At 44.0% G+C, this 26,561-nt stretch carries 19 protein-coding genes; 11 read left to right on the forward strand and 8 right to left on the reverse strand.

Features of this window, described 5'->3' with window-relative positions:
- Positions 1-144: 144 nt before the first annotated feature.
- The 5 genes from Q8M62_RS05155 to Q8M62_RS05175 form a co-directional block, all read right to left on the reverse strand.
- Complete coding sequence (locus tag Q8M62_RS05155) at positions 145-1,107, reverse strand: homocysteine S-methyltransferase family protein (RefSeq protein ID WP_304898977.1); 963 nt, start codon at positions 1,105-1,107, stop codon at positions 145-147.
- Positions 1,108-1,552: 445 nt separating this feature from the next.
- Complete coding sequence (locus tag Q8M62_RS05160) at positions 1,553-1,984, reverse strand: ester cyclase (protein ID WP_304898978.1); 432 nt, start codon at positions 1,982-1,984, stop codon at positions 1,553-1,555.
- Between the two features lie 630 nt (positions 1,985-2,614).
- Complete coding sequence (locus Q8M62_RS05165; protein WP_304898979.1) at positions 2,615-4,303, reverse strand: helix-turn-helix transcriptional regulator; 1,689 nt, start codon at positions 4,301-4,303, stop codon at positions 2,615-2,617.
- Between the two features lie 332 nt (positions 4,304-4,635).
- Positions 4,636-6,093: a DUF6600 domain-containing protein gene (locus Q8M62_RS05170; protein ID WP_304898980.1), complete on the reverse strand. Its 1,458-nt coding sequence runs from the start codon at positions 6,091-6,093 to the stop codon at positions 4,636-4,638.
- Between the two features lie 327 nt (positions 6,094-6,420).
- Positions 6,421-7,590 (reverse strand): exo-alpha-sialidase, encoded by a 1,170-nt coding sequence (locus Q8M62_RS05175; RefSeq protein ID WP_304898981.1) that lies wholly within the window; start codon positions 7,588-7,590, stop codon positions 6,421-6,423.
- Positions 7,591-7,961: 371 nt separating this feature from the next.
- Between Q8M62_RS05175 and Q8M62_RS05180 the strand changes: the two genes are divergently transcribed.
- Entirely contained in the window at positions 7,962-8,546 is a 585-nt protein-coding gene (locus Q8M62_RS05180) for a hypothetical protein (RefSeq protein ID WP_304898982.1), read from the forward strand.
- 450 nt (positions 8,547-8,996) lie between these two features.
- Here Q8M62_RS05180 and Q8M62_RS05185 read toward each other — a convergent pair whose 3' ends face one another.
- Positions 8,997-9,566 (reverse strand): hypothetical protein, encoded by a 570-nt coding sequence (locus Q8M62_RS05185; RefSeq protein ID WP_304898983.1) that lies wholly within the window; start codon positions 9,564-9,566, stop codon positions 8,997-8,999.
- A gap of 151 nt (positions 9,567-9,717) precedes the next feature.
- Between Q8M62_RS05185 and Q8M62_RS05190 the strand changes: the two genes are divergently transcribed.
- The 8 genes from Q8M62_RS05190 (at position 9,718) to Q8M62_RS05225 (ending at position 22,635) form a co-directional block, all read left to right on the forward strand.
- Complete coding sequence (locus Q8M62_RS05190; protein ID WP_304898984.1) at positions 9,718-11,790, forward strand: tetratricopeptide repeat protein; 2,073 nt, start codon at positions 9,718-9,720, stop codon at positions 11,788-11,790.
- Positions 11,787-12,527, forward strand: a complete 741-nt coding sequence (locus tag Q8M62_RS05195) for a LytTR family DNA-binding domain-containing protein (protein ID WP_304898985.1) — start codon at positions 11,787-11,789, stop codon at positions 12,525-12,527. Before Q8M62_RS05190 ends, Q8M62_RS05195 begins: the two co-directional genes overlap by 4 nt.
- 96 nt (positions 12,528-12,623) lie before the next feature.
- Positions 12,624-15,002 (forward strand): TonB-dependent receptor, encoded by a 2,379-nt coding sequence (locus tag Q8M62_RS05200; RefSeq protein ID WP_304898986.1) that lies wholly within the window; start codon positions 12,624-12,626, stop codon positions 15,000-15,002.
- Complete coding sequence (locus tag Q8M62_RS05205; RefSeq protein WP_304898987.1) at positions 15,003-16,163, forward strand: PepSY domain-containing protein; 1,161 nt, start codon at positions 15,003-15,005, stop codon at positions 16,161-16,163.
- Positions 16,164-16,795: 632 nt separating this feature from the next.
- Positions 16,796-19,222 carry a TonB-dependent receptor gene (locus tag Q8M62_RS05210; RefSeq protein ID WP_304898988.1) on the forward strand — a complete coding sequence of 809 codons (2,427 nt, stop codon included), beginning with the start codon at positions 16,796-16,798 and terminating at the stop codon, positions 19,220-19,222.
- A 172-nt stretch (positions 19,223-19,394) separates the two neighbouring features.
- On the forward strand, positions 19,395-20,477 hold the full coding sequence (locus Q8M62_RS05215; protein ID WP_304898989.1) for a hypothetical protein: 1,083 nt from the start codon (positions 19,395-19,397) through the stop codon (positions 20,475-20,477).
- 38 nt (positions 20,478-20,515) lie between these two features.
- Positions 20,516-20,770 carry a hypothetical protein gene (locus Q8M62_RS05220; RefSeq protein WP_304898990.1) on the forward strand — a complete coding sequence of 85 codons (255 nt, stop codon included), beginning with the start codon at positions 20,516-20,518 and terminating at the stop codon, positions 20,768-20,770.
- A 161-nt stretch (positions 20,771-20,931) separates the two neighbouring features.
- A complete protein-coding gene (locus tag Q8M62_RS05225) occupies positions 20,932-22,635 on the forward strand; it encodes a sulfatase (RefSeq protein WP_304898991.1) in 1,704 nt (567 codons plus the stop codon).
- A gap of 117 nt (positions 22,636-22,752) precedes the next feature.
- Here the strand turns inward: Q8M62_RS05225 and Q8M62_RS05230 are convergent, their stop codons facing one another.
- A complete protein-coding gene (locus Q8M62_RS05230) occupies positions 22,753-23,190 on the reverse strand; it encodes an Rrf2 family transcriptional regulator (protein ID WP_304898992.1) in 438 nt (145 codons plus the stop codon).
- A gap of 108 nt (positions 23,191-23,298) precedes the next feature.
- A complete protein-coding gene (locus Q8M62_RS05235) occupies positions 23,299-23,853 on the reverse strand; it encodes a fasciclin domain-containing protein (RefSeq protein WP_304898993.1) in 555 nt (184 codons plus the stop codon).
- Between the two features lie 291 nt (positions 23,854-24,144).
- Here Q8M62_RS05235 and Q8M62_RS05240 point away from each other — a divergent pair, with 291 nt between their 5' ends.
- A complete protein-coding gene (locus Q8M62_RS05240; protein WP_304898994.1) occupies positions 24,145-25,482 on the forward strand; it encodes an MFS transporter in 1,338 nt (445 codons plus the stop codon).
- Positions 25,483-25,494: 12 nt separating this feature from the next.
- A complete protein-coding gene (locus tag Q8M62_RS05245; RefSeq protein WP_304898995.1) occupies positions 25,495-26,550 on the forward strand; it encodes an MFS transporter in 1,056 nt (351 codons plus the stop codon).
- Positions 26,551-26,561 lie beyond the last annotated feature (11 nt).

The following is a 26,561-nucleotide window of genomic DNA, read 5'->3' on the forward strand; positions in this document are numbered from 1 at the left end:
GAAAAAATATGTGTTTTGAATTTTAGAAGTAGATTGAAATTCCTAAAATTTTTCAGACTCAAACTATTTTTGTGTTCTAATTAGTCTTTTTTATTAATCTCAAAAACCTCAATCTCTGGTATCGATTGACCTAAGACAGGAATGTCATTTTGTGAAGCCTTGAAACAGCGGGGTGCAAGCAATGGCAATTTGTTCTACATGGCGACAGTCGGTCCCGCAGCATCCGCCCATGATATTGAATTGAGGAAGAAGTTTTGTCAGTCTGGCATAATGCTGACCGAGTTCTTCGGGGTTCCCGATATCCAGTTCGGTGGATTCATTGAGCTCCTCATGGCTTTTTTTGGAGGAATTTGCGCGGATTCCGCCTATCCGGCGCATCCAGGATTCACCCGGCCTCAGCGTACTTTCAAAATGTGAGGGATGCGCACAATTCAGCATGTAATAGGTAGGATAAAATCCGGTGGCACGATCCGTCTGCTCGATGGCATCTTTTAATGTTTGTCCCGTTGGAAGATGCCCGTCTGTTTCCACTGTAAATGAAATGACAACAGGGATTTCAAATTCTTTGGCAGCCGAGGCAATTCCGATGGCTTCTTCTGCATAGTTCAGGGTCATAGCAGTGACCAAGTCGGCATTGGTCTCGCAGAATGCGGTTATTTGTGCTGTATGGTATTGTATGGCTTCCTCTACCGACATGACCAGGGAAGGAATATATCCGTCACCCCTGGGTCCTATGCAGCCGCTGATCACCACCGGCATATCCGGGCTTTCATACTTTTTTCGAATTTCGTCCAGAAGATGAATTGCTTTTCGGTTGACCTCTGCCAGCTCCTGTCTGGTATATCCGAGTTTAAATGCCCAGTCCGGATTAGCCCGCCAAGTAGCGCTTTCCAATATTAATCCGGTTTTAAATTTCTTTGCGAGCTCGGCATAGGAGAGATAGTACCTTCGGAGTAGGTGCTCGCCTTCCTTGGACTTTAATAGGTGAAATGCTGCGAAGTCAGGAAGCTCCAACCCATCCAAAAAGATAAGGGTAGTTTCCAATCCTCCATCGGTCAGAAAAAGATTGCCAGTAAGCTGCGGTAGTGCATTTCTGAGATAGGCCATAGCATATCATGGTTTTAATCTGGAATATGCATTGCAAAACCCCCTACGGACTCAAAATACCCTAAAATCATCCGTATTACTTCGCTTTTCGAACTAATGTAGCGGCACTGGGCCCCAATCTCCAATGTGAATGCTTTTGTTGCATTTTGTGCCATCGGTTCGAATGCCAATGCATAATCCAACTTTAACTAATATAGCTAAAATGGGTAATCTATCCAATCTATAAGACAATTTGACTAAGCTTTTCCCTTATTGGATCGCGAAAAAAAAATCCGGCAGAGTGTTTTCAATCACCCTGCCGGACAATGGGTAATGCTTCTATTTTTTTGACTTCGCGGAATGGTCCCAGTTCGGTGGCCTTTCCACTGTAAGCAAAGGAGGCAAAACCCCTATTGGAGAGGGGAAAGTCCTTTCCATTAAAAAGTAATGAACTGTTCTTGATAGATCATGCATGTTCATGCATTAATCCCAGCTGTGCCATTATGCTCAGCATATCATAATAACGGTTGCAGGAATTAAATTTTCCTTCCGGCGTCAGATAAACAAACCTTCCGACTTTGAACGAAACGGTTTTGTGGGTTGGGGGGATATCACCGTTTGGGCTAACGAGGGGTCCGTTATGTGTCCCCGTAACCTCCATTTCAAAAGCGGCTGCATTTTCGCTTACCAAGATAGGGCTGGTTATTTTCCCCTGTACATCAGGGAAAGCCCGGATGAAATCGGCCATATCCTTAACGATGGCATCACGACCCCGGAGGGGATTTTCGTACTGAGGATCGTAACTGGTTGCATCCCTGTCGTATGCTTCGGCAATCGCCCCAACATCGTGTCGGTTAAATGCATCCAAGGTCTGTTGAATTAACTTTCGAGTGTCCATGATATTTCTTTTGTTAGGTTGAAAGATTTGAAATTGATTTAGTATTGCATTACTGGCTTATCGGCTTCTTTCGAATGATATAAACCCACCATTTAGACGTGCAAGGCCGAAATACCCCATTTTGTTGAGTGTAATGCCTACCCACGTCGACCTCCCCTCCGAGGCGTTGTGCGAAACAATCCGCCCAGAAGGGTCAAACTTTCTCATTTAAAAGGGACTTCCTGAATCCGAATGCCACCTGGGCACTTCACCTGATGCACGAACCAAGGGTGAAATTTCACCAAGCTATCGCGGTTTCACGCTAACCAACACGTCAACCAGAGGAATCCCTTCCTTTGTAGCCCAAGCAGTATCCGATTAGGGATAAGACTTCCCAACTGTTGTTTTGACTTTCCAAGAAAGTCTACTGAAGGTTCTCCGATGATTCCATTCTTGGTACTAAGGGGCCAATGAGCATAAAGACGAAAAACCATCAGTCATGAATATACCAATCAACAGGACTCAGTTGTCTCACCGAAAAAGGCCATATTATTGAGGATAAAAAGAATGGCCTGATCCGGCCATATAATCGTTGTCGTAAAAATTGTCCCGTAAAGCTTTGTTTATCAATCCAAAGTATTGGAGTTGGGTTTATAAACCCTCATTTCCCGCCAGCGCCGCAACGGCGGCTGACCTGGATGGTACATTTAGTTTAATTAGGATATTTGAAATATGTCGATGAACAGTGTGTACACTCCGGAAAAGCACATCAGCGATTTGTTTATCTGTTTTACCATTGGCAACAAGTCGAAGCACTTCTACCTCGCGCTTGGTCAATTCAGTACCCAAATTTCCAAAACAGGCTTTTTTTCTCCCTAAGTTCTTTTCCAGATCTGTAAGAATTTTTTTTACCGCTTTTTTTCCAATAAGGGCTCCAATTCCTGTAAAGAAATCCAGGGCAATTAGGGCTTCTTCCTGGGCAGTCGAATTTCTGCCAAGCTTTGATAATGCTTGTGCCAGACCTAGCCTGGCTGTAGCTGTTTCAAAAATAAGGGAGCATTTGCTGAAACTATAAACAGACTCCTGAAACAGTTTGTGTGCTTTTTTGTAATTTTTTTTACAGAGTGCCAATAATCCTCCCGTATAATTAAGAGAACCGTTTATTGGCAGGGTATCAATAGCTTCAGCGATAGTTTTCAGGCTTCGGTAGACTTTTTCTGCCTGAGCGTATTTCCCTGTTTCTGCAAAAATTTTCACCTGAAGTTCAAGTGCCGGAATCATCAGGAGTTTATTAGCACTGGGCAGCGTGCGTAGGTAGTACTGGGCAAGTTCTCCAGCTGTTAGAAAGTCTTTATTTTTATCAATCAACAATTCAGCCTTTCCCAATATGGCAATCGGGTGAAACGCGGCTTGTTCAAATAATTTTCTTGCCTCCATCAGCTTTCCCTGCCTTCTCCGTAGTTCTCCCAGACGTGCAATGCTTTCTGCAATATATGGAGGTCGGCTGTTTTCCAAATCCATTAGTGATTCCTGGAGTTTAGTTTCTGCTTCAGACCATTTTCCATGCGAAATAAGAGCACCGGCATAGTATGCATGAGAAATTCCCATTTTGAACCGGAAATTAACCCTTTGGGAAAGCTCTTTCATTTTTTCGCACCATTGTTCTACACGCTCTACATCCCTTATTCGGTCGCAGGCAAAGATCAAATAGCTAAATGTCCAGATAGTGGAATACAATTCCTGAACTTCTCCGGTAGAAGCTGCCGAGCCTGCTTCATCAAGCAGGCTCATGCCAGTTTCAATATTTCCCAAACAGACCATTGACAAACCTTCTATTGCCATTCCAACCACTTCCAAATCGATAACTCCAAGTTCTCGACCAATGCTCACTGCATACTTGGCGTGATTGATAGCTTTAACCGGTTCATGTTCTAATTCGATTGCATGTGCGCCGTATTGTAGGGCTAACCAACCATGTTCGGGTGAAGGGTTTTGGTCTTGTAGTAGTCTTTCGGCACGAAGTCTCCAACTATTAGAGATCACTGTGTCTCCTCTGAAATCAAGATAATCCGAGGCAATCCATAGAGCAGAACGGGCAGCACTTAGGAAATCGTTTTTTTTTCGATATATGGCATAAGCACGTTCCCTTGCTATCATGGTCTCTCGTCCTTCTCCTAGCCACCAGGCTGCCCATGCGTATTTTTCAAGTACTTCGGGCAGTTCTTCATCTTTTAGAAATTCAGCAAAAAGTTCTTTGGCTTGTTTCCAGTTCGTGCTTTTTAAAGCGGCACAGGCATTTTGGTATAGATCCGGCCCGGAATATTCAATCAGTGTCTCCATGGCTTCATTAGTCTTACCTTGTCTTTATGAAAAAAAGTAATTAAAGTGTTATTTATTAATCACTTATCCTAATTTTCATACTGATACAATTTGCAATTGTTTTGGGACAAATCCTCGGTTTTTTGCTTAGAATCCCGTGTGTACTAGCTGATTTTTGTATGAATTTCCAGGTGTTTCGAATGAAAAGTACATGATAAGTATATTTAGTTAGATTAAAATAAGGGGGTAATAACAAAGAGGCTTGGAATAAAAAATTGTGCTAGCAATGCTAAACGATAAATGGGCATGAATCCTTTCGAATCCATGCCCAATAATTGGTTTAGTATCAATTCTTAATTGCCCCTGCCACTGCTTCTGCTTGGAGTGCTGCCGCTTGTGCTTGGAGCAGCAGGAGCAGATTGTCTGGCAGGTGCAGGTGCTTTTACTTCCGATGAATTACCGCCACTCTGTGTTCTTGAGGGCTGAGTCACTTGAGTCCTCGCCGGTTCGCTGCGATTCACCGGAGCCTGAACCCGGACCGGAGTTTGGGCTCGCTCCTGAACCTGAGTTCTGGCTGGTGCTTGTGCAGGTCTGGACTGTTGTACAGACTCGCGGGCTGGCGCACTTGGCTGAGTTCTCTGTTCCATATTTCTCACTTCGTTGCTAGGCCTGCTTGGAGCAGCTGTCGTCCGCTGACTTGGGTTTGGCGTCGGTCTGACCTGAGTAGATCTGGCCGGAGCTTCCTCCCTGCTTCCTGAGCTCTGCACCCGACTGGGAGCAGTGTATGTGCTTCGGCTGCGCGAATCATCAGGCATTGGCGTGATCACAGGTCTTTGAGTTCCCTGATTTACCGCAGGATTACTTGATCTGCTTGGGGTAGTTCTCTCAACTGATCCATCAGTATTTATCGAAGATCTGCTTGGAGATTCCAGGGTTCTTCCACCAGAAGTCCCACTTGCAGCACTTGTCCGGGATGGGGCGTTGAGAACCTGAGAGGATCTGCCGCCTCTTGCCTGATCTGCTTCCAATATTCGAGAAGGTCTCGCGCCTACAGTTCGATCTCGGGACTCCTGAACTTCAGGTCTGTAGACATTGAGCGTGTTTCGGGATACGGAAGTCCGACCCGGCGTATTGCTTGCCTGAACCTGATAGACCGGCACATTTCTGCGGGTTACCTGCTGCAATTCTCTACGTGAAGGACCGGTCACATAAGTCTGATTGTTAAAGACATAGGTGTTGTTGATGATCGTAGTGTTGTTATAGATTCTCACCCTGGTTCGGTGAGGTGCATAGTATCTGTAGGCATGGTGATGATAAATGCGGTGCCTCGGAAGAAATACCCAGTGGAAGCTGCTATAATTTCCTACCATGTTAAAGGAAGCGCCGGGTCCAAGAGGTGCCCAACCGTAATAGCCACCACCTGTTCTCCAGCTCACCCATGCCGGACCCCACTGATACCCGGGGATCCATGCCCAGCTGCGGAAGTAGTCATCAAAGTACCATCTTCCATAGTGGAAAGGAGCCCATCCCCAGTCAAAATATGAGACCCAGGTATTGCCATATTCGGTCATGACCCAGTGTCCGTCTGTTCCATAAGGGTGGAAATTTTGGTCTACGGCAGGAAGCCAGATGTAGCCATGTCGGGCATCCCTTACCCAATCCCCGTAGGGTGCAAGCTCATCGTAGAAAACCTGAAAGCTCACACCGTTATAGGATTCTGCAGTTGCATTTTGCGAAACCAAAAGTCCGGCGAGGAGAAATACTCCCACTGCCAGGCTGTTTAACCATCTAGAGACAAAGTTCGTTTTCATAGTAATTGTGGTTTAGAAGTGGATCACTGAAAGGGCTTGGGTACCTGAGCTGCTAATTTTAATTTGATTGCATCAGCCTTTGACTAAGTAGATGCAGGTTAAAGATTGAAGGTTGCACGGGGCTTTAGATTATTTTGATAAGTTTTAAAAATTTATTCGTAAAACGCCTGAATAAAGTTTGGTTATTTTTAAAAATGACCTAATAATATTTTAGCTTCATTAAATAAATCAATAAAGCTCTAGTCTAAAAAAGTTAAATTTTAGAAAACTCTATTTTTATTTGTTAATACTTTCGGGGAATTTGGCGTCAAAGACCGTGAAGGTGCTTTAATCCTTCCAATTGATTTGTCTGAATACAATCTCACGGTAATTGTCCCGTTCGTAGATAATCCCCATTTGCGTGTCATTGAGAATTACCAGATCCGAATAAGCGGTCCAGCTTTGCTTATCAGGTCCTGAGGCCCTGTCTACTACGATAATTTTGCTCCATGTTTTTCCTTCATCGAAGCTGATTTTCACACTCAGATTGTTACGGTCTTTCGGGTCTGAAGGATTGGAATGCGCGAGGATAGTCTTGCCGTTTTCTTTTCCGAGGTTCAGGATCGAACCCTGACATACTGGATCGGGTAGCTGACTTTCGAAGTATGCCTCATCCCAAGTCTGACCTCCGTCGGAAGAAAAGGCTAGAATTCGGCTTCGAATGTCTCCTTTCTGATTTCGGATACTCATGATCATTCGGTCATTGCTGAGTTCTGCGGCGATGGATTCATTGGATCCGTCGATGTCCACAGATTCGGATAATTGAAAGCTTTTGCCATGATCATCGGTAAAAAAGCCATGGGCTTGATATTCCGCGAAATTTTCCTGGGGATCGCCGACGGAGTGATTGGCTGCCACAAAAATTCTTCCCTTGTATTTTCCGCTTTGAAATTGAAAAGCATGTCCTGGAGTATTGGCATAATGTCTCCAGTCCGCCGGGTTTTTATAGTTGGGATTGAATTCCGGATTATTGGGCCGATGGACTTGAAGGGTGATATTCTGTGGTGCTGCCCAGGTTTTTCCCAAATCAAAAGACCGCATCATCCAGACTTCCCTTACCCCGCGATTCATTCGGATATCGTACTCGTGGTTGTTTCCGGTATTGTAAAAAAGGTAAACAACCCCCTGTGGGTACCTAGGGTCCAAGAGGTCGACCACAGGTGCAGGATTGCCCGCCTGAAGGGAGTCATAGTCCAAAAGAGTTTCAATGCCGGACCAGGTGATTCCTTGGTCGGGACTTCGTTTCATGACCAGATTGACATCTCCGTAGTCGTCGCTGCCGTTGACTCTGCCTTCGGCAAAAGCCAACAGCTCACCATTCGGTAATGAAATGATTGCAGGAATACGGTATGTGGCGTGGCCTTCCTGCCCTGAAACAAATACAAGCTGCTCCTGTGCAAAAAGAGAAAAAACCAAAAGCGTAACCAGTAAGGAAGTGCAGACAAATTTGTGGAACATGAGCGGTGTGATGGCTTGGTATAGACAAATAAAAAAGAAATCTAAGTAATGACTTATCAAATTTCAAAACTGAAGAAAGATTTTCAAGTCTTGCGGATTGATAGTCAGGCTACCCATTCTGCCCGGCACCCCGTGTCTGCAAGCGATATGTTTTCAGTGCAAAAGCGTAATGTCAGATCGATCTTTGCCAAGTCGATAAATATCAGATGATTTGAAATTCAGCCTACCGGATTTTCTCCAATTTCTCATTTTTTTACCCGCAAAAGTGATCATTCAATCAGCCTTTGATTCAGCAAATGGATTTATTGGATCAGATAATAAATGGAGAATTTTTTTGAAAAATCTGAACTGTAGCTTTTCAAAAAAAAGCCATGAGATATCTGAAATATTCAATTTTCATTCTTTTCGGAATTCTTTTGCTATCCTGTGGAAGCAAAACAGAGGATCCGAAACCAATAGCCGAAGGTTTTATCCGGTTTAAAGTCAATGGAGTCCAAAAGGAATTTAAGACAAACCCGGTAACGCCGATGTCATTCAGTTTTGACTCCAATGGCCCGGTGCACAATGCAATTCTTCAGGTCTTGGGGCCTGGAAGTACAGGCACAAGTAATTTTATTCAGTTCAATGTGTGGAATGAAAAAACCTTTGAACTCAATGTGGATTACCAGATGCAGCAAGCCATTACCTATCGTGGAGTTGGTATAGCCCGGATTAATTTCACCTATGCTGATGAACAGGGTCAGGTGTTTAATGCTGTTTTGTTAAAGCAAAACCTTCCGAGTATTGTGGTCAAAAATGATGCGACCGTTCGATTTACCAAAATAACCAAGGATTGGGCAGAAGGCACGTTTACTGCGATTTTGATCGGCCCTGTCACCACCTCGGGTATTGGTAATCAGGAGCGGATTATCTCAGAGGGTCAGTTTAGTATCAAACTGGTAAACCTGACCCCCTGAGTAAGGAGGGCGCAAAGGAGCGAAAAGATTTTTTACCACAAAGGTTAAAGAGGAAAGAGATCGGGGGATTTGGGCTGGAAATGAACTTCAAAGATTATCGGCTCGGGTGGCTTTTTCAAGGTCGCGGAGGTATTCGCTTCGCTCTTTGATGCGGGTTTTTACCACGGAGTTTTTTTTATAGCCACTAAAGCCGCCAAGAAAAAAAGACTTTGCGCCTTTCCGTCTTGGCGAGATTTTTTAGTGAATAGGATGGGGCTGAGGATTGGCTTCTTTCCCGCAAAAGGACGTGAAGGAACGCAAAAGAGATTTTTTTAACAACATAGAAACATAGGGAAACATAGCGTTCTCTTTCTCAAGGAATTTGCTATGCTTTCTATGTGACCAATGTATTTCAGGCTGTGTAAGGAATCAATCCTTCTCAAGGCCTCAAAGTGAAAAGGGGCAAGCTTTTTAAAACTTCACAGCAAGCCCCAAATTCAAATAAGCCACGCCATAGCCCAATTCTGCAAATCCAGCCAGGTTATCGCTAAAATAATACCGGGCTCCTGCAAAAAGTGTCAATCCTGCAGAGTTGCCGAAATTTCCGCTATTGCCCGAGTTGAAACCCGTATTGTCCTCATAGCTGTAGTTGAGCAAATTGTAACTCGCCATCACTCCGCCATAGAGATCGAGGTTTTCCTTATCAATTCCTGTAAAATGTAAGGCCCCTCTCAATCCGATGATGGTGTAATTCCACTTTGATTTGGACTCGATAGTACCTGATTTGGTTTCCCAACTGAAACTCTTGTAGCCTACGTATCCTCCAAGGCCGATGACTCCCACATTGCCTGCCTGTGCGATTCCCTGTTCATACATTAGGCTGATTCCGGGGATTTGGGTGCTGTAGTCAAAACTCCCAAGTGAGCTGCCGATGCCGATTCCCAAAGAAGCCACTTTGGTGCCTTTGTCAAAAGATTGTGCCCCTGCTGTGCTTGCCAAGCTCAGGATTAATCCCAGAAAGTAAAATTTTAGATTTTTCATACTATGAGTAAGGTTTTAAATGGGAAGTTATTTCTCACTTTATGATTTTGCTTTCCAGATTTATTTGTTGTGGTATTTCCCTTATTTCGTGGCCTGAATTGCTCATTTTTTGCAAATTTTCCCTACATTTTTGTAATCTATTTCCCAGCAGATGAAGCCATTGTCTTTTTTTATTGTTCTGATGCTTTTTGTATGTCCGGCTTGGGGCCAAAAGCAAATCGACTCACTTCGGAATGAATTGAGAAAATCCAGACTGCCGGACAGTACCCGGGTGGATATTTTTAACGATCTCTCCTTTTATTTTGCGGGAGTTGACCCGGTCATTGGACTCAGTTATTCCGATTCAGCCTATTCATTGGCAAGCAGCTTGGGATTGGTCGCCCGCGCTACTGCTGCAGTCAACAACAAAGGGGTGAATTATTGGTATCAGGGCCAAGACACCCTGGCTTTAAAAGCCTATCAATCGGTGATGATTGCCCATCAAAAATCCGGAAACCGAAAAGGTCAAGCCAGTGCCATGAACAACATGGCGCTCATCAAGTACAATCAGGGAGATTACCGGGGCGCACTCGAAAATCACGAAAAAGCCACTGCTATTTTTGAAGACTTGGGATTACGGAAAAATATCCTAAACAGTCAAATGAATACCGGCGTGGTATTTCTGGCCTTGGCAGATTATCCCAAAGCGATGGAATATTTCCTGAAAGCCTTGAGCTTGACCGAAGCAGGAGATACTTGGGAGCGCGGAAATCTCTTTACCAATCTTGGCCTGGTTTATAAAAATCTGAATGAATTAGGGGAATCTGAAGCATATCACAGAAAAGCAATCGAACTCTATCGAAAAGAAGGATACAAGCAAATGGAAGCCAGTTCGATGGGGAATCTGGGTGCGATTCTTCAAATTCAGGGTAAAAAAAGTGAAGCAGGAACTTTGTTTTTGGAGGCATTGAGAATGAACAAGGAAATCGGAAACAAACGAAGGATAGCTTCTGACTTTACAGCCTTGGGGAGCCTATTTTCGGAAAATAAGAACTTGGACAAGGCCAAGAAATACCTGGACAGTGCGGCTAATTTTTATTCAGAAATCAGTGAGAAACTCAGTTTATCGACTGTTTTGATTCAATTGGCAAATCTTGAAAAAAGTGACTTGGCAGGAAATAATCTATCAAAGGCACTGGAATTGGAGCAGAAAGCTTTGACACTTGCACAGGAAACGGAGTCACTTGAGGCGCAGCGATCTGCCTGGAAAGCTATGGCTGAAACCCAAAAAGGCCTTGGCCAATTTCAAAAATCATTGGAATCCTATCAGAATTTTCAGGCTTTTCAGGACAGTATTTTCAATGATGAAAACGGAAAGAAGCTTCTTGGTTTACAGATTGGATATGAATTTGAAATGCGGGAAAAGAAATTGACTGCTGAGTTTGAGTCCGAAAAGCAACTGCTTCAATTGGAAAAAGAAAGTGAACGGCTCAAAGCCAGCCTGTACCTGCTCGGAATCGGAGCGCTATTGCTCATCGCCGGAGGCGGATTGTGGGGATTTAAGAAGCATTCAAAAAACAAACGGCAGAAGCTGGAATCCGAATTCCGGGCTCAGGTAGCCGAATTGGAGTTGAAAGCCCTCAAAGCACAGATGAATCCGCATTTTATCTTTAATGCCCTGAGTTCGATCAGTAATTTTTTACTTAAAAATCAAGCTGAAGAGGCCGATCGGTATCTGACACGCTTTTCACGCTTGATCCGAAGAATCCTCGAATATTCCGATGTAAGAGAAATATCACTCAGTGAAGAAATCAGTTTGCTCAGGGATTATATCGCCATCGAGGCCCTCAGGCTGGGGAAGGGGATTGATTTTGAAACCCAGATTGGTGAGGGAGTGGATGAAATGCACTTGATGATCCCGCCCTTGCTTTTGCAGCCTTTGGTAGAAAACAGCATTTGGCATGGCATAGCCCATATTGAGGCACCCGGATTGATCACCCTCAAGGTTCACCAACAGGAAAACTCCTGCCTCTTGGTATTGCGGGATAATGGGTCTGGGATGAAAGAATTTGTTGAAATCCCCGAAAAGCATCAATCCATGGGGATGAAGCTGGTGAAAAACCGTCTTGATAATTTGAATATTGAAAGTAAAACTAATGCCTGGTCAATTTTTTGGGAAAATCTATCCCCTGGATTTGAGGTCCGACTTACACTTTCCCAACCTAATTCTGTCCCATTCACATGATGAACTGCGTAATTGTCGAAGATGAGCCTCAGAGTGCAGAGCGGCTGATGATTTTATTGGGAAAATATCATTCCCAACAGATTCATGTGGAAAAGTGGCTGAAAACTCCGGAAGAGACCTTAGAATATTTGGGTAAAAACTCACCGGATTTGGTGTTTTTTGATGTGGAAATCAGAGATCAAACCGCCTTTGAGCTAATGAGTCAACTGCCCAAAATTGAATTTAAAGTAATTTTTACCACAGCACATGAGGGATATGCGCTCAAGGCGATCAAAGTGTCTGCTTTGGATTATCTGCTCAAACCTATCGATCAAACCGAGCTAGCCGAGGCAATCGAAAAAGTAGAGAAGAGTAGAGAAAGATCAGATTCAGTCAAACAGATATTGGATTTGATAGCTGATTTGAAAAAAGAAAAACTCCCGTCAAAAATCGGATTGCCGACACTTTTCGGTCAGGAATATGTGACACCTGAGGAGATCATCCGCTGTGAGGCCGATGTCAATTACACCCATATTTTTTTAAAGGGAGGGAGAAAGTTGACCGTCGCAAAAACGCTGAAAGAATACGAGTCCTTATTGGCTGATCAGGGCTTTTTTCGTGTGCACAATTCCCATTTGGTCAACCTCCGCGAAGTCAAATTTTACAACAAGGGCAAGGGAGGTTTTTTGATTCTCAAGGATGGATCCGAAGTGGAAGTGGCCTCCCGACGAAAAGAAGCCTTGCTACGGGCTTTGTAAAAAAATCAAAAATTTCTTATTAAGATTAATTCCAAATAGTTTGTTTAGAATTAATCTAATTAATAGGTTTGCCCCATCAATCGAAAATAAAACTTCATGAACCGCAAACCTATATTACTTACGCTTGCTTTTGCCTTGGTTTCAGCCTTCACCTATGCTCAAAGCGCCATTCTCAAAGGTCAGGTGACCACTTCTGACAATCAGCCCCTGGAGTTTGTCAATGTCGGAATCAAAGGCCAATCCAAAGGCTCAACCACAGACCGTTTTGGTTACTACGAAATCAAGAACGTGGCGCGGGGTACCTACACTGTTTTTGCTTCTTTTGTTGGCTTGGAAAAGCAGGAAGCTACCGTCACAATCGCTTCCGGTGAAACTACAACACTAAACTTCGCTGTGAAGGAAAGCTCCACAGCTCTTTCTGAAGTGGTAGTGACTGATTTTTCTTCCAATAGATTCTATTCGGATTCCAGTTTTACCGTCGGAAAGCTTCCGCTCAGAGACCTAGAAAATCCTCAGGTATATAATTCTATCTCAGGAAAGCTACTTCGCGAACAAGTCGTGACGAACATGAACGACGCCATGAAAAATGCCACGGGAGTCACCCGCCTCTGGGAATCAACCGGACGTGGAGGTGACGGAGCGGAATATTACTCCATGCGAGGCTTTTCCATTCAGCCTACCTTGGTCAACGGCATGCCCAATGTCAACAACAGTGCCCTGGACCCTGCCAACATCGAAACCATCGATGTGGTCAAAGGTCCTTCAGGGACGCTTTTCGGAAGTGCCGTCATTTCGTATGGAGGATTGATCAACATCACGACCAAAAAGCCATTTGATCTCTTCAAAGGTGAAGTGGGATTCATCACAGGAAGTTTTGGAATGAATCGCCTGACCGCCGATATGAATGTTCCATTGAGTGAGGCTACTGCTATTCGGGTAAATACGGCCTACCAGTCTCAAAATACCTTTCAGGATGCAGGAAATCGAAGCTCCTTTTTCATCGCTCCCTCATTCAAGTTTCAGGCATCTGAGCGTCTGACCTTTCTGATCAATACCGAGTTTTTGGAATCTCAGTCTGTCAATGCGCCGATGATTTTCCTCAATCGAAATGCTACCCTGAAATTTGACAACATTGCGCCTTTTCGGGCAAATTACGAGCGTTCCTTTACCGGAAATGACTTGGGTATTCGCAATCCAAGCTATGGCATCCAAGCCCAGGCTTTTTATAAGCTGAATCCAAACTGGACTTCACAGACGGTGATTTCCAGAAGCTCCACCAAGACTTCGGGCTATTACCATTACCTATTTGATGCGGGAAATGGCGATTCTTTTTCCCGATTTATTTCTGACCGAAATGGCCAAACTCATACCACTGACATTCAGCAGAATTTCATCGGAGATTTTACACTTGGTCAATTTAGAAACCGAATGGTCGTGGGCTTGGACTATTATGATCAAAGCATTTTCAACGGGAGTTCAGGTTGGGTAGCAAATGGCTCGGTGAAGCTTTCTGACGGTAGCGACACCGGAGTCTTGACCAAAGCTGGAGTGGATAATTTGCTGCGCAATTCATTTGAAGGGAATTCCACAGGCAAGAGTACCGTCATCAGCGCCTATATCTCCGATGTGATCAATCTTCGGTCTAATCTTTCTGTAATGGCCAGCTTAAGAGCTGACCGTTTTGAAGGAAAAACCAATTATTGGATTGAGGAAGAAGTTGAAAGTCAAACCGCCTTGTCTCCCAAACTTGGGATAGTGTATCAGCCTATTCAGGATAAAGTTTCGGTTTTTGCCAACTACATGAACGGATTTGTGAACATCGCTCCCCGCACGGTAGCCAATGTGGACGGCTCCAATCCAAGGTTGCAGGCTTTTGACCCCGAGCAGGCAAACCAGTTTGAATTTGGTGTGAAAGCAAATCTTCTCAAAAACAGACTGGCTGCAACTGCCAGCTACTACGATATCCGGGTAAAAAACCGCTTAATCAATGATCCTGACAATATCAACAACACACTTCAGGCTGGTGAGGTGGAGAGTAAAGGGTTTGAATTCTCGCTCATAGCCTCTCCGATTGAAGGCATGAGTGTGATCGCTGGTTATTCAAGCAATAATGCAAAAGTCACCAAAGACAATCCAGTCAATGGATACCTTGGTCTGAGACCAGAAGAGGCAGGGCCCGAGGAATTGGTTAATTTTTGGATGAGTTATTCTATCCCAACAGGCGCGCTGAAAGGGTTTGGGCTTGGATTTGGTGGCAATGCAGCTTCTGAGCACCTGACACTTAACCGTGCAAACGGAACCTTTGCCATTCCGGCTTACCAAGTTTTCAATGCTGCAGTATCTTACACCAGTAGCCAATATTTACTCGCATTCAAGGTAAATAACCTAACCAACGAATACTACTTCTCCGGTTGGTCGACCGTGACTCCTCAGAATCTAAGAAATGTGGCACTCAGCTTTAATTACCGATTCTAGATGAACCTGAAGCATTGGGTAAGCAAAATTCACCTCTGGCTCGGACTTTCGTCCGGGCTGGTGGTGTTTGTCGTAGCAGTGACAGGCTGTATTTATGCGTTTCAATCCGAAATCCAGGATTTGGTCCAGCCTTACCGCTTTGTAGAAAAGTCAGGAGACACCATTCTCCCTCCCTCTGAAATCTGGAAAAAGGCCGACGAAGCGCTTCCGGGAAAGCATTTGCACGGGATTTTGTACCCCACTGATGACCGGGCGGCGCAGGCCATCTACTATAGCTTTGAGGAGCATTACTATTATTTTGTCTATGTCAATCAGTTTACCGGAGAGGTGCAGAAAGTAAAAGACGAGTTTGCAGATTTCTTCCGTCTGGTGTTGGATGGGCATTTTTACCTTTGGCTCCCTGCGGAAATCGGTCAGCCCATGGTGGCCTCATTCACATTAGTCTTTTTGGTGATGGTGATTTCGGGCTTGATTCTTTGGTGGCCCAAAAAGAAAAAAGGAGTAGAGAAAAGCTTCAAAATCCGCTGGGATGCGCGCTGGAGGCGAAAAAACTACGACCTACACCAAGTGTTGGGTTTCTATGTGATGATCTTTGCTTTAGTTTTCGCTTTGACTGGCTTGGTTTGGGGTTTTACCTGGTTTAGAGATGCCTATTACGCAGCCACAACCGGAGGAGATAAGTTCGTGGAATATTACGCGCCGCTGTCCGATTCAACCCAAAGCTATACTGCCGAAATCCCGGGAATCGATCAGATTTGGCTAAAAATGCGTTCCGAATATCCCGATGCCGAGTGGATCGAGGTTCACCCGCCGGACTACGAGCATGGCTCCTTTGCTGCCAATGCCAACCCGGATGCATCGACCTATTGGAAAATGGATTATCGGTATTTTGATCAATATACCTTGGAGGAATTGCCGGTGGATCACGTTTGGAACCGATTTCATGAAGCCGGCTTCGGGGATAAATTGCAGCGGATGAATTATGATATCCACGTGGGAGCGATCGGTGGACTCGCCGGGAAAACACTGGCATTTTTCCTCAGTGCAATCATCGCTTCGCTGCCAATTACAGGATTTTTGATTTGGTGGGGGAGGCGAAACAAAGCTCAAAATCAATTGAAAAAACCCTCACGCAGGAGTGAAGCAGTAATTCCAGCTTAATTTCATGTGTTTATAATTTGATTTTTATTTGCCACATGGAATGCTCTAAATAATCATCCCCCTGTGTGAGAGTTTTTTCTCATGGGCATTTCATCTGTTTATAATTGTTTTTTATCGGTCAGATAGCCTGTCCCGATCTTTCATCGGGAGAATGCCCTTGATAATCATCCCCCTGTGTGAGAAGCTATTCTCATGGGCATTTCATCTGTTTATAATTTGATTTTCAATGGTCAGATGGAATCTTCGCATGAATTATAATCATCCCGGTGTGTGACGTACTCGTCATGCTTGATTTCATGTGTTTATAATTTGATTTTCAATGGTCACATGCCCGCCTGTAGTCGGACAGGGAATCTCGCAGGGTCGATAATCATCCCAGTGTTTGACTTTAGAGTCACGCCTGCCTGTAGCAGACAGGCTCGATTTCAGGAGCTTTTCTGATTCTCAGGGGGTTCGGATCAGCTTTTATAGGCCCTGTAAAATTTGTATTCCACAGATTATCAGAGTGGTAATTTCATTCTTATTCATAGTTCTCTTTTCTTATTTAGATTTATTAAAAATAATTTGCTTGGTTCAAACTCGTGTATTTATATTTGTGTGCTAATTATAATTAATCTAGATAAGGATTACTGATGAAAAAGATTTCTCTGATTGTGATGTTTTTTTTGTTTGCCTTGAACACAATGGCGCAGAAGAATTTGTTAAAGGGCAAAATCACTGATAAAAACCAAAATCCTTTGGCTTTTGCCTCTGTTATTCTGGATGGTACTGTCCGTGGTGTGCAGAGTGACGTGAATGGAAATTATGAGCTGAAAGATTTCCCAAAAGGCGATTACCAGCTTAAAATTTCCCTACTTGGGTATGAAGATTCAGTTTTGCCATTCTCTATCACTGAAGCAGAGACCAAGGTTCTTAATCTCGTCTTGACAGAAGAGCCGCTTTGGCTGGACTCTTTTGAATTGCTTTCCAGTAGAGGTATTTTGGGTCAGGAAAAATTGCCCGAGGTGGAAAATTTTCGGATAAATGCCGGAAAGAAAAACGAGGTCATCCGAGTTAGAGACATTGATGCCAATTTGGCGATGAACAATAGCCGTCAGATTTTTGGGCGTACACCCGGGATTTCGATTTGGGAAAATGACGGTTCCGGTATCCAGCTAGGCGTGGCTTCCAGAGGCTTGAGCCCTAATCGTTCTTGGGAGTTCAATGTCAGAATGAATGGCTACGATATCACTCCTGATCCGATGGGCTATCCTGAGGCTTATTTCACTCCTCCGATGGAAGTGGTAGAAAAAATTGAAATCATCCGTGGTGCTTCTTCTTTGCAATTTGGACCTCAATTCGGAGGTTTGATGAACTTTGTCTTGAGAAAGCCCGATCAGTCTACCCGATTTACGGCTGAGACGCTGAATACCGTCGGGAATAATGGCTTGTTTAGCACTTTCAATTACATCGGAGGTACCGAGGGTAAATTCAGTTACACTGCTTATTATCAAAAAAGAGTAGGCAATGGCTGGAGAGAAAACGGCTATTTCAACACCGACCATGCGCACTTGGAAGTAACCTATGCAGCAAGCAATAAGCTAAAACTAGGACTCGAAGCAACTTACATGACTACCGAGAGCCAGCAGCCGGGAGGACTTACTGACCAGCAGTTTGCAGAGGACTCCAGACAGAGTACTCGTGAGCGTAACTGGTTCAGCACTCCTTGGTTTGTTCCTTCTTTGTCCGCTGAATACCTCGTGAGCTCTAAAACTCGCTTGAGTTGGAAGGTTTTCGGAACAATAGCCGAGCGAAACAGTGTGGGATTCATGCGTCCAATCAATATTGAGGATGACTTAGGTAATCGTCAGGTAGACCGTGATTATTATACTACATACGGCTCTGAATTGCGCATGAGCACTGATTTCAAATTCTTGGGACTCGACAATTCACTCGCATCCGGGATTCGCTATTTCAATGGGCACATTGACAGGAAGCAAAATGGTGTAGGAAGCAATGGCTCTGAAATGGACTTTGCACTTAATCCTGGTACTGAGTACCCAAGAGATTTGGATTTCCGAAATGTGAACTATGCAGCTTTTGCTGAAAACGTATTTCGATTCTCTGATAAATTCTTGTTGACAGCAGGCCTTCGACTGGAGCAGATTGAATCCAGCAACAGTGGGCGATTTAATGTGGTAAGTGGACAGCCTCAGATTCTAGCACCGATTTCCCGTACCAGAAGTTTCCTTCTGGCAGGTGTTGGGGCGGAATTTCATGTGACTCCTACAACAGAGTTTTATTCGAACTGGTCACAAGCCTACCGGCCTGTTTTGATTTCGGATCTTACCCCACCGGCTACCACAGATGTAATTGATCAGAATCTGAAGGATTCAAGAGGATATAATTTTGATTTTGGCTACCGAGGAAATGTGGGTACTTATTTGAACTTCGATGTCAGCTATTTCTACCTTAACTATGCTGATCGGATTGGTACCCTGACACAGCTTAATTCAAATGGAAGCAGCTTCCAGTTCCGCACCAACTTGGGCGGTTCGATCAGTCAAGGTTTTGAAGGATATGTGGAGCTCGATGCTATTTCGGCTATTTTCAAGAAGTCAAGATTTGGTTACTTCAGCGTTTTTGCATCGATTGCTTTTGTAGATGCGACATATGGAGATTTTGTGACCACAAGATTGGTCAATGGTTCTTTGCAAGAGAGTAACCTGAAGGGAAACCGAGTAGAAAATGCACCAAGAAAGATCAACCGCTATGGGGCAACTTATCGATACAGAACCTTCTCCATGACTTGGCAATTGAGTGATATCGGGGAGGCTTTTGCCGATGCTTCCAATACCCTTGAACCCAATGCTGCTGCTACGACCGGGCTGATTCCGGCTTATGTAGTCCAAGACCTTTCAGCAAGTTTTACTTTCATGAAAAAATATTCCCTGAAAGCCGGTGTGAATAATTTGACTGACGAGCGGTATTTCACCCGAAGAGCCGGTGGCTATCCAGGTCCGGGGATTATGCCAGCTGATGGAAGAACATTCTACACGACCTTAGGCCTGAAATTCTAAGTGAGTTTCCTTCTTGTAAGCCATCTCTTTATCCAAGAGATGGCTTTTTTATAGTATAGAGGACAAGTCTTTGCAAGTTTTGAAATATCCCTTTAAAACCTTGGCTGAAATTTTTTGATTCAGGTTTGTTAAATTTTGAGGAGATTCACCATCGTATAACACCCCTGCCGCTATGAGAACCGCTTTATTGTTCGTTTTGATCCTGTCTGTTTTTTCCTGTCAGACTTCATCCCCAAAGAAAAGTGAGCAGGAATATATTAAAGGTGTTTATGGCAACCCCAGCACCCTGTTGAAAGCAGGATATTCCTTTGATTCCCTAGGGATGAATGCGGTTTTTGTCCGAAGTGTTTCCCTCAACAGGGAATTTTATGAAACATCCAAAAAGCAAGGAGTAAAAGTTTTTGTGGAGTTTCCGACCTTGAATGGAAAGGAATATTTAAAGGATCATCCTGATGCCTGGCCCATGAATGAAAAAGGGGAAAATGCTCCTCCTGCAGATTGGTTTATGGGTATTTGTCCAACTCATCCGGGATTCAAGGAATATCGCGCCGAGCAGCTTAGCCAAATCCTAAAGGAGTACGAAGTGGATGGGATTTTTCTGGATTACGTCCATTGGCATGCCCAGTTTGAGACACCTGAGCCTATTCTTCCGGAGACTTGCTTTTGCGAGCGCTGTACAAGTGCTTTCGCTGTAGCGATCGATACGGTTATTCCCGGTGAAAGTATTCCCCTACGTGCCGAATGGATTTTGAGAAATGTCGATTCCCAATGGAGAACTTGGAGAGTTGGAGTGCTCAATGCTTGGGTAGAGGACATGGGTAAAATCCTCAAATTCCATCAACCCGATGCAAAATTGGGGGTCTTTCATTGCGCATGGTACCCGGCTGATTATGATTCTGCCTTGTACCGGACTATGGGTTTGGATCCTCAGGGTCTTGGTCAAAGAGCAGATGTTTTGTCACCCATGCTTTTCCATCACATGAAAGGACGTCCGACAAGTTGGGTGGGCGAGTATGTCTCTTGGCTTGGCCAAATACTCGACTTGGACAAAAACGGCAAACCTTTGATTTGGCCGATTGTCCAGTCTCATAACAATCCCGGGATAGTCAGTCCTGAGGAATTTCGTCAGGTGATGATTGAGGGTTCTAAGGCTCCTTCTTCCGGGATTATGATGTTTTCGGATCAGTCCCTCGTCGAGGACCCCAAGAAAATTCAGGTAATGAAAGAGCTTTACTCCAAAGATAGACCCAAGTAGGTGCCCAAAAGGATTTTATTACGAACACGGTAACCCCAATGTCATTCAGTTTTGACTCCAACGGCCCGGTGCACAATGCATTTCTTCAGGTCTTGGGGCCGGGAAGTACATGCACAAGTAATTTTATTCAGTTCAACTTGTGGAATGAAAAAACCTTTGAACTCCATGTGGATTATCAGATGCAGCAGGCCATTTCCTATCTTGTAGTTGGTATAGCCCAGATTAATTTCACCGACCCTTGCTGGGCCGCTGCGTTTTTCTCGTCTTCTACAAACATTAAATTCGGACACTGAGTTTGTCGCGCTGTGATCAAAATATAAGTTGGCTGCTGCAGTCATTGCAGATCTACTCATCATGTTTTTAGGGATTTGTTTATATAAAATCTCCAAAAAGAATTATAAAATGTAAGTAGGTTTAAGGAAGAGATCCCATTACAATGTTAACCAAAATAACCATGAAGAATTTGACTTGCTTTTTTCTGATTTTTGGAGTTTTCGGCTTAATTTATTCCTGCTCACCGAAGGTTGAAAACAAGAACGAGGAGCGCCCCAATATCATCTTCATCATGTCCGATGATCATGCCTATCAGGCCATTTCCGCCTATAGTAATCATCTGATCGAGACGCCAAATATCGACCGAATCGCAAAAATGGGCATGCTCTTCACCAATGCTACGGTCACCAATTCCATTTGTGCTCCAAGCCGGGCGACGATCCTAACCGGAAAGCATTCTCATATCAACGGCAAAATTGACAACGATTTCCCCTTTGACACGACTAACGTGACTTTCCCTCAGCTTTTTCAGGATGCGGGTTATCAGACGGCGATGTTTGGAAAGCTTCACTTTGGAAACAGCCCTAAAGGATTCGATCAATTCAAGATTCTTCCGGGTCAGGGATCCTATTATAACCCTGACTTTATCACCAAAAATGAAGGGAATATCAAAGTGGAGGGCTATGTCACCGACATCATCACCGATATGACTTTGGATTGGCTTCAGAAGGAGCGAAAAGCCGATCAACCATTCATGCTGATGTATTTGCATAAAGCCCCGCATCGGGAGTGGCTTCCGGCAGAGCGGCATTTACAGGAATTTACAGCAAGGACTTTCCCCGAACCTGCCACGCTTTTTGATGATTATTCGGGCAGGGGAAGAGCTGCCAAAGAAGCTGAAATGAACCTGTTGAAGCACATGAACTGGGCGGGCGATTCCAAAGTCTATCCCGAGGTGATGGATGAGTTGGGTATTCCTGATGCTTCAGGTTGGGACAAGGGGGCTTTTGAACGCGAAGTAGGAAGAATGAGTCCTGAGCAGCGAGCCAACTGGGATAAGTCTTACATTAAGGTGAACGAAGACTTCAAAAAGTCCTATCCAACCATGACCGAAAAGGAAAAAATGCAGTGGCGATATCAGCGCTACATGCAGGATTATCTGGGAACAATCAGGTCAGTAGATGAAAATGTCGGTCGGGTCTTGGATTATCTCGAGGCGAATGGACTGATGGAAAACACCATCATCGTCTATACTTCAGATCAAGGTTTCTACTTGGGTGAACATGGTTGGTTTGACAAGCGCTTCGTCTATGATGAAAGTTTCAAAACTCCGCTTTTGGTGGCTTGGCCCGGAAAAGTAAAAGCAGGAAGCAAAACTGACGAGATGGTGCAAAACCTTGACTTTGCACAAACTTTTCTGGAGGCTGCTGGAATTCCCGCACCGGCCAGTATGCAGGGAGAAAGCCTGATTCCGCTTTTGACCGGAAATACCGAAAAATGGACTCGGGACGCGGTCTATTACCACTACTACGAGTATCCGGCGGTTCACATGGTCAAGCGCCACTATGCGATTGTGACCAAGGAATACAAACTCACGCATTACTATTTTGACACGGATGAATGGGAATTGATCGATCGAATCAATGATCCACAGGAGCTTAAAAATGTGTACGATGATCCAGCTTACGCCAAAATCAAAGCAGAATTACACCAAAAATTGGATGGTCTTCGGGAAAAGTATGGAGACAGTTCAGAACTGAGTCAGAGCTACATTGATCGGTATTTGGATATTATTTCCAAGCGAAGAGCTTTTGGGGCAAATCAAAAAACAGTGAAAGAGATCTTGGATAAGTCCGGGCGTAGGATGGAATATAAGCTTGATTAAGCGCGTAGCCCTAGCTGTAATGGGATCTGCTTAGCTAGCGCTTTCGAGCTTCAGCTTTTACAAATAAAAGAGTTTGTTTTGTTGATTTTAGGGTAAAAACAGTCTGGGAATTGGGGTTCAAACCACATTTGCCAGTCTGGTTTCTCCTTTAATCACTTCCACAGCTAAATGCTTGAGACTTTTGGAGGTGAGCATTACTTCGAGTTCCTTTCGGACTCTGACTACTTCAAAATGCAAAGGACAAGGGTTTTTCTCGGAACATTTTGGGAGGCCCAGACTGCAACCAGAAAAAAGGGCGTCTCCGTCAACAGCTTTGACGATGTCTTTTAGCGTGACTTTGGCATGGCTTTCATCCACAAAAAATCCTCCGTTAGGTCCTTTTACAGACCCTATCAACTTCGCTTTAACCAAAGTTTGGAGGATTTTGGCAGTAAAAGCTTCCGGAGTATCTATTTTTCTGCCTATTTCTTTGGCTCCGACTTTTCTGTCTTCCAGACTTTGAGTCCAAATATAAATAACCGCCTTGGTGGCGTATTTAGTAGCTTGAGAAAACATGTAAGGTGATATTTTGCGAAAATTAATTTGAATTCCTAAATAAAACAGAAAAGCCGGATCTAAGTTCAACCCGGCCTTAATGAATAAGAAAACCACAACCTATTTTTTTTACTTTGGCAACAACACTTGATCGATTACATGGATGATTCCATTTGAAGCCGAAACTGTTCCGATGATTTTTGCACCATTGATAGTTATTGATCCGTCTGCTGCTTTTGTCACTGTAACTGACCTTCCATCAGCCGTTCCCAGATTTCTGCCATTCGCAAAATCCTCCACCTTGTAGACTCCTAAGAGCACATGGTATTCCAGAATGTCCCGCAAGGTGCGCTGATTTTCAGGTTTTACGAGGTTGTCCAAAGTTCCGGCAGGAAGCGCATCAAAGGCTGCATTGGTCGGCGCAAAAACTGTAAATGGCCCCACATTGGAAAGAGCATCCACATAGTTGGCTGCCTTCAGTGCAGCCACTAAGGTACTGTGATCTGCGGATCCCACAGCTACTTGTACCACGTTTGGATTGGAAACATTATCTACAACAGCGGATTGCCCAGGGTTCAGTGCCGCAGCTCCAGTATTCTGGGTTTGATTTTCAGAGGATGAACTTCCGCAGGAAAATCCTGCGAAAGCCAAACCAAGCATCAGGGGATAAAACAACTTTTTCATGATTCTGAGGAATAAAGGGTTATAGTGGATCTTTTTGTCCGAAATTTTAAGCTTTCACATTTTTAGCTTGCTATTTTGCTTGACCAAATGTATTTAATCAAATAATAAAAGACAAATAAATCCTTTATTATTTTTAAAATTGAAGAAAAAGAGGTCAGACTGGATTAGACAGATTTGCAATTTCAAATTTGAAAGATCAAGTTGTCTCCTGATTTTAATCATGTTTTTATGAAAATTCTGAATCTACCTTGCGGCAATAAATGCACCTTTTACCCTAATTAAATTTTAAGTATGAGTACATGGCTCAAAATCTGGGAACCGGAGAATCCGGTATTCTGGAACTCCACAGGTAAGCAGGTCGCATGGCGTACCCTGACTATTACGACCATTTCTTTGACACTTTCTTTTGCCACTTGGTTTATGGTGAGCGCGATTGTCACCAGACTGAATGGGATTGGGTTTAATTTTTCTTCCAGTCAGCTTTTCTGGTTGGCGGCACTTCCAGGATTGGCTGCCGGGACCCTCAGAATTATCCATACCTTTTTAATTCCGATATTTGGTAGCCGTCATGTAATTTCGATTTCAACCATCATCAAACTGATCCCCGTCATTGGGTTGGGGTTTGCGGTAATGGATCCCAATACCCCATTTTGGGTTTTCGTGGTACTTTCTTTGACTGCAGGATTTGGAGGAGGTGACTTTTCTTCTTACATGCCTTCGACTAATTTATTTTTTCCCGCTCGCTTGAAAGGAGCCGCCTTGGGCATACAAGCCGGTATTGGGAATTTCGGTGTTAGTATCGCACAGTTTATGACGCCTATGATGCTTGGAGTAGCTCTATATGGCGCACCTCAGGTTTTAACTTCGAGCAATAGTGCCGGCGAGTCAGTCAGTCGTGAAATTTACCTTCAGAGTGCCGCCTTTTGGTATGCTCCTCTTTTGATAGTCGTTGCGGTTTTGTGTTGGTTTTTGTTAAAAAGTATACCGATCAAATCCAGTTTTAAGCAGCAGCTTGAGATTTTTTCTAAAAAACACACTTGGTATTGTACCATTATTTACTTCATGACCTTTGGGACTTTTGCAGGACTTTCAGCTGCTTTTCCTCTTTTGTTAAAATCCGTTTATGGTCAATTTGATCCTGGGCTCGATCCTTTGAAATATGCCTTTTACGGTCCCCTTATCGGATCTGCTGCCCGTGTTGGCTTTGGATTCGTGGCTGATAAGACCGGAGGAGCAATTCTCACTACTATTTCAGGAATAGGGATGTTTATATGTACAGTTTTGATTATTTTCTTTAACTTATTGGAGCCTTCCGGAATTGACCAAATGGGGCTTTTCATTGCATTGATGTTTTTGATTTTCTTTTTCACTGGGATTGGGAATGCCTCCACGTTCAAGCAGTTTCCGGTCATTTTTAAAGAGAATCCTATTCATGCATCAGGGGTAATCGGCTGGACCGCTGCCATCGGGGCCTATGGTCCTTTTGTGTTTTCCATGACGATTAGCGCCTTCATGGGCGCATCTGGTTATGCCACAGGTTTTTTCTGGGTATTAGCTAGTTTCTTGATCGTAGCTACCTTGGTCAACTGGTACTTTTATAATAGAAAAGGAGCCGAAAAACCTTGTTAAAAATTTGTTCAGATGTATAAATTAATTCAAACTTTAAATCGAACGGCCTTTATTAAAGCAATTATAGCTGCATTAGCAGTGATAGTGTTGGTCGTCTTGGGTTCACGAAACCTTCAAAATTTCGACGCGGCTCTTATTGCCTATTTAATGGGGACCATTTTTGCCGTGTTTGGAGTTGCCTATCGGTATTCAGTTTGGCTACAGCGGCCACCGACGAGGTTGTATTGGAGGCGAAGCATGCAATTTCTTTTTAGCCGTGATTTCCCCTTTTATTTTGTCAGAAGTATCAGGCTGTTTTTCCAGAATATCCTTTTTCAGCGATTTATCTATCACCGAAGTCGTACGCGTTGGATTGGCCACTTTTTGTTGGCGACAGGGTGCTTGATCGCATTTGCTGTCACTATCCCCTTGACTTTGGGATGGATTCACTTTGAGTTTAAGCCGGGGAACGACATGCTATATTATGCCAAGGTCTTTGGCTTTGAGGTGGGTTCATTCGAGCTGGGCTCCTTTGTTGCTTTTATGGCCTTTCATGCGTTGGTCTGGTGTTCTGTATTGGTGACCATGGGTGCGGTGATGATGATGAAGCGACGTCTGACCGATGGTGGCCTGATCGCTACGCAGACTTTTGAAGGAGACTGGTTGCCCTTGATTCTATTGATAGCAATATCCATCACCGGACTGGGGATATCATACGACTATACCTTCCTTCAGGGAAAAACCTACCAATTTATGGCAGTGATTCATGCGGTAACAGTCATCCTTTTCCTGGTTTGGATCCCATTTGGCAAGTTCTTTCATATTTTTCAACGCCTGGCACAGCTAGGGGCCAATTTGTATCGACATGAAGGTAGAAAACGTGGTATGGCAGTCTGCCCCCATACCAAAGAGGAGTTTGCTACTCAACTTCACATTCAGGATCTGAAAGAAGTAAGCAAGGAATTGGGTTTTGATTTCACGCTCAAGGATGGCAGTAGTCATTTAGATTTAAGTCCGGAAGGAAAGCGGGCAGCTTTGGCAAAAGCACATTTTGAGGCAAGAAAAAATGCAGGAGCATTCTTCGGATAAAAAATAATACC

Origin of the sequence: Algoriphagus sp. (genome assembly GCF_030694375.1) — a bacterium.
Lineage (GTDB): Bacteria > Bacteroidota > Bacteroidia > Cytophagales > Cyclobacteriaceae > Algoriphagus.

Bases quoted from the DNA above. Each gene is read 5' to 3' on its own strand.
- Q8M62_RS05220 (WP_304898990.1), top strand. From the start codon at position 20,516: ATGTCATTCAGTTTTGACTCCAACGGCCCGGTGCACAATGCATTTCTT.
- Q8M62_RS05165 (WP_304898979.1), bottom strand. From the start codon at position 4,303: ATGGAGACACTGATTGAATATTCCGGGCCGGATCTATACCAAAATGCC.
- Q8M62_RS05235 (WP_304898993.1), bottom strand. From the start codon at position 23,853: ATGAAAAAGTTGTTTTATCCCCTGATGCTTGGTTTGGCTTTCGCAGGA.
- Q8M62_RS05180 (WP_304898982.1), top strand. From the start codon at position 7,962: ATGAGATATCTGAAATATTCAATTTTCATTCTTTTCGGAATTCTTTTG.
- Q8M62_RS05185 (WP_304898983.1), bottom strand. From the start codon at position 9,566: ATGAAAAATCTAAAATTTTACTTTCTGGGATTAATCCTGAGCTTGGCA.
- Q8M62_RS05225 (WP_304898991.1), top strand. From the start codon at position 20,932: ATGAAGAATTTGACTTGCTTTTTTCTGATTTTTGGAGTTTTCGGCTTA.
- Q8M62_RS05175 (WP_304898981.1), bottom strand. From the start codon at position 7,590: ATGTTCCACAAATTTGTCTGCACTTCCTTACTGGTTACGCTTTTGGTT.
- Q8M62_RS05205 (WP_304898987.1), top strand. From the start codon at position 15,003: ATGAACCTGAAGCATTGGGTAAGCAAAATTCACCTCTGGCTCGGACTT.
- Q8M62_RS05195 (WP_304898985.1), top strand. From the start codon at position 11,787: ATGATGAACTGCGTAATTGTCGAAGATGAGCCTCAGAGTGCAGAGCGG.
- Q8M62_RS05160 (WP_304898978.1), bottom strand. From the start codon at position 1,984: ATGGACACTCGAAAGTTAATTCAACAGACCTTGGATGCATTTAACCGA.
- Q8M62_RS05240 (WP_304898994.1), top strand. From the start codon at position 24,145: ATGAGTACATGGCTCAAAATCTGGGAACCGGAGAATCCGGTATTCTGG.
- Q8M62_RS05155 (WP_304898977.1), bottom strand. From the start codon at position 1,107: ATGGCCTATCTCAGAAATGCACTACCGCAGCTTACTGGCAATCTTTTT.
- Q8M62_RS05200 (WP_304898986.1), top strand. From the start codon at position 12,624: ATGAACCGCAAACCTATATTACTTACGCTTGCTTTTGCCTTGGTTTCA.
- Q8M62_RS05170 (WP_304898980.1), bottom strand. From the start codon at position 6,093: ATGAAAACGAACTTTGTCTCTAGATGGTTAAACAGCCTGGCAGTGGGA.
- Q8M62_RS05245 (WP_304898995.1), top strand. From the start codon at position 25,495: ATGTATAAATTAATTCAAACTTTAAATCGAACGGCCTTTATTAAAGCA.
- Q8M62_RS05230 (WP_304898992.1), bottom strand. From the start codon at position 23,190: ATGTTTTCTCAAGCTACTAAATACGCCACCAAGGCGGTTATTTATATT.
- Q8M62_RS05190 (WP_304898984.1), top strand. From the start codon at position 9,718: ATGAAGCCATTGTCTTTTTTTATTGTTCTGATGCTTTTTGTATGTCCG.
- Q8M62_RS05210 (WP_304898988.1), top strand. From the start codon at position 16,796: ATGAAAAAGATTTCTCTGATTGTGATGTTTTTTTTGTTTGCCTTGAAC.
- Q8M62_RS05215 (WP_304898989.1), top strand. From the start codon at position 19,395: ATGAGAACCGCTTTATTGTTCGTTTTGATCCTGTCTGTTTTTTCCTGT.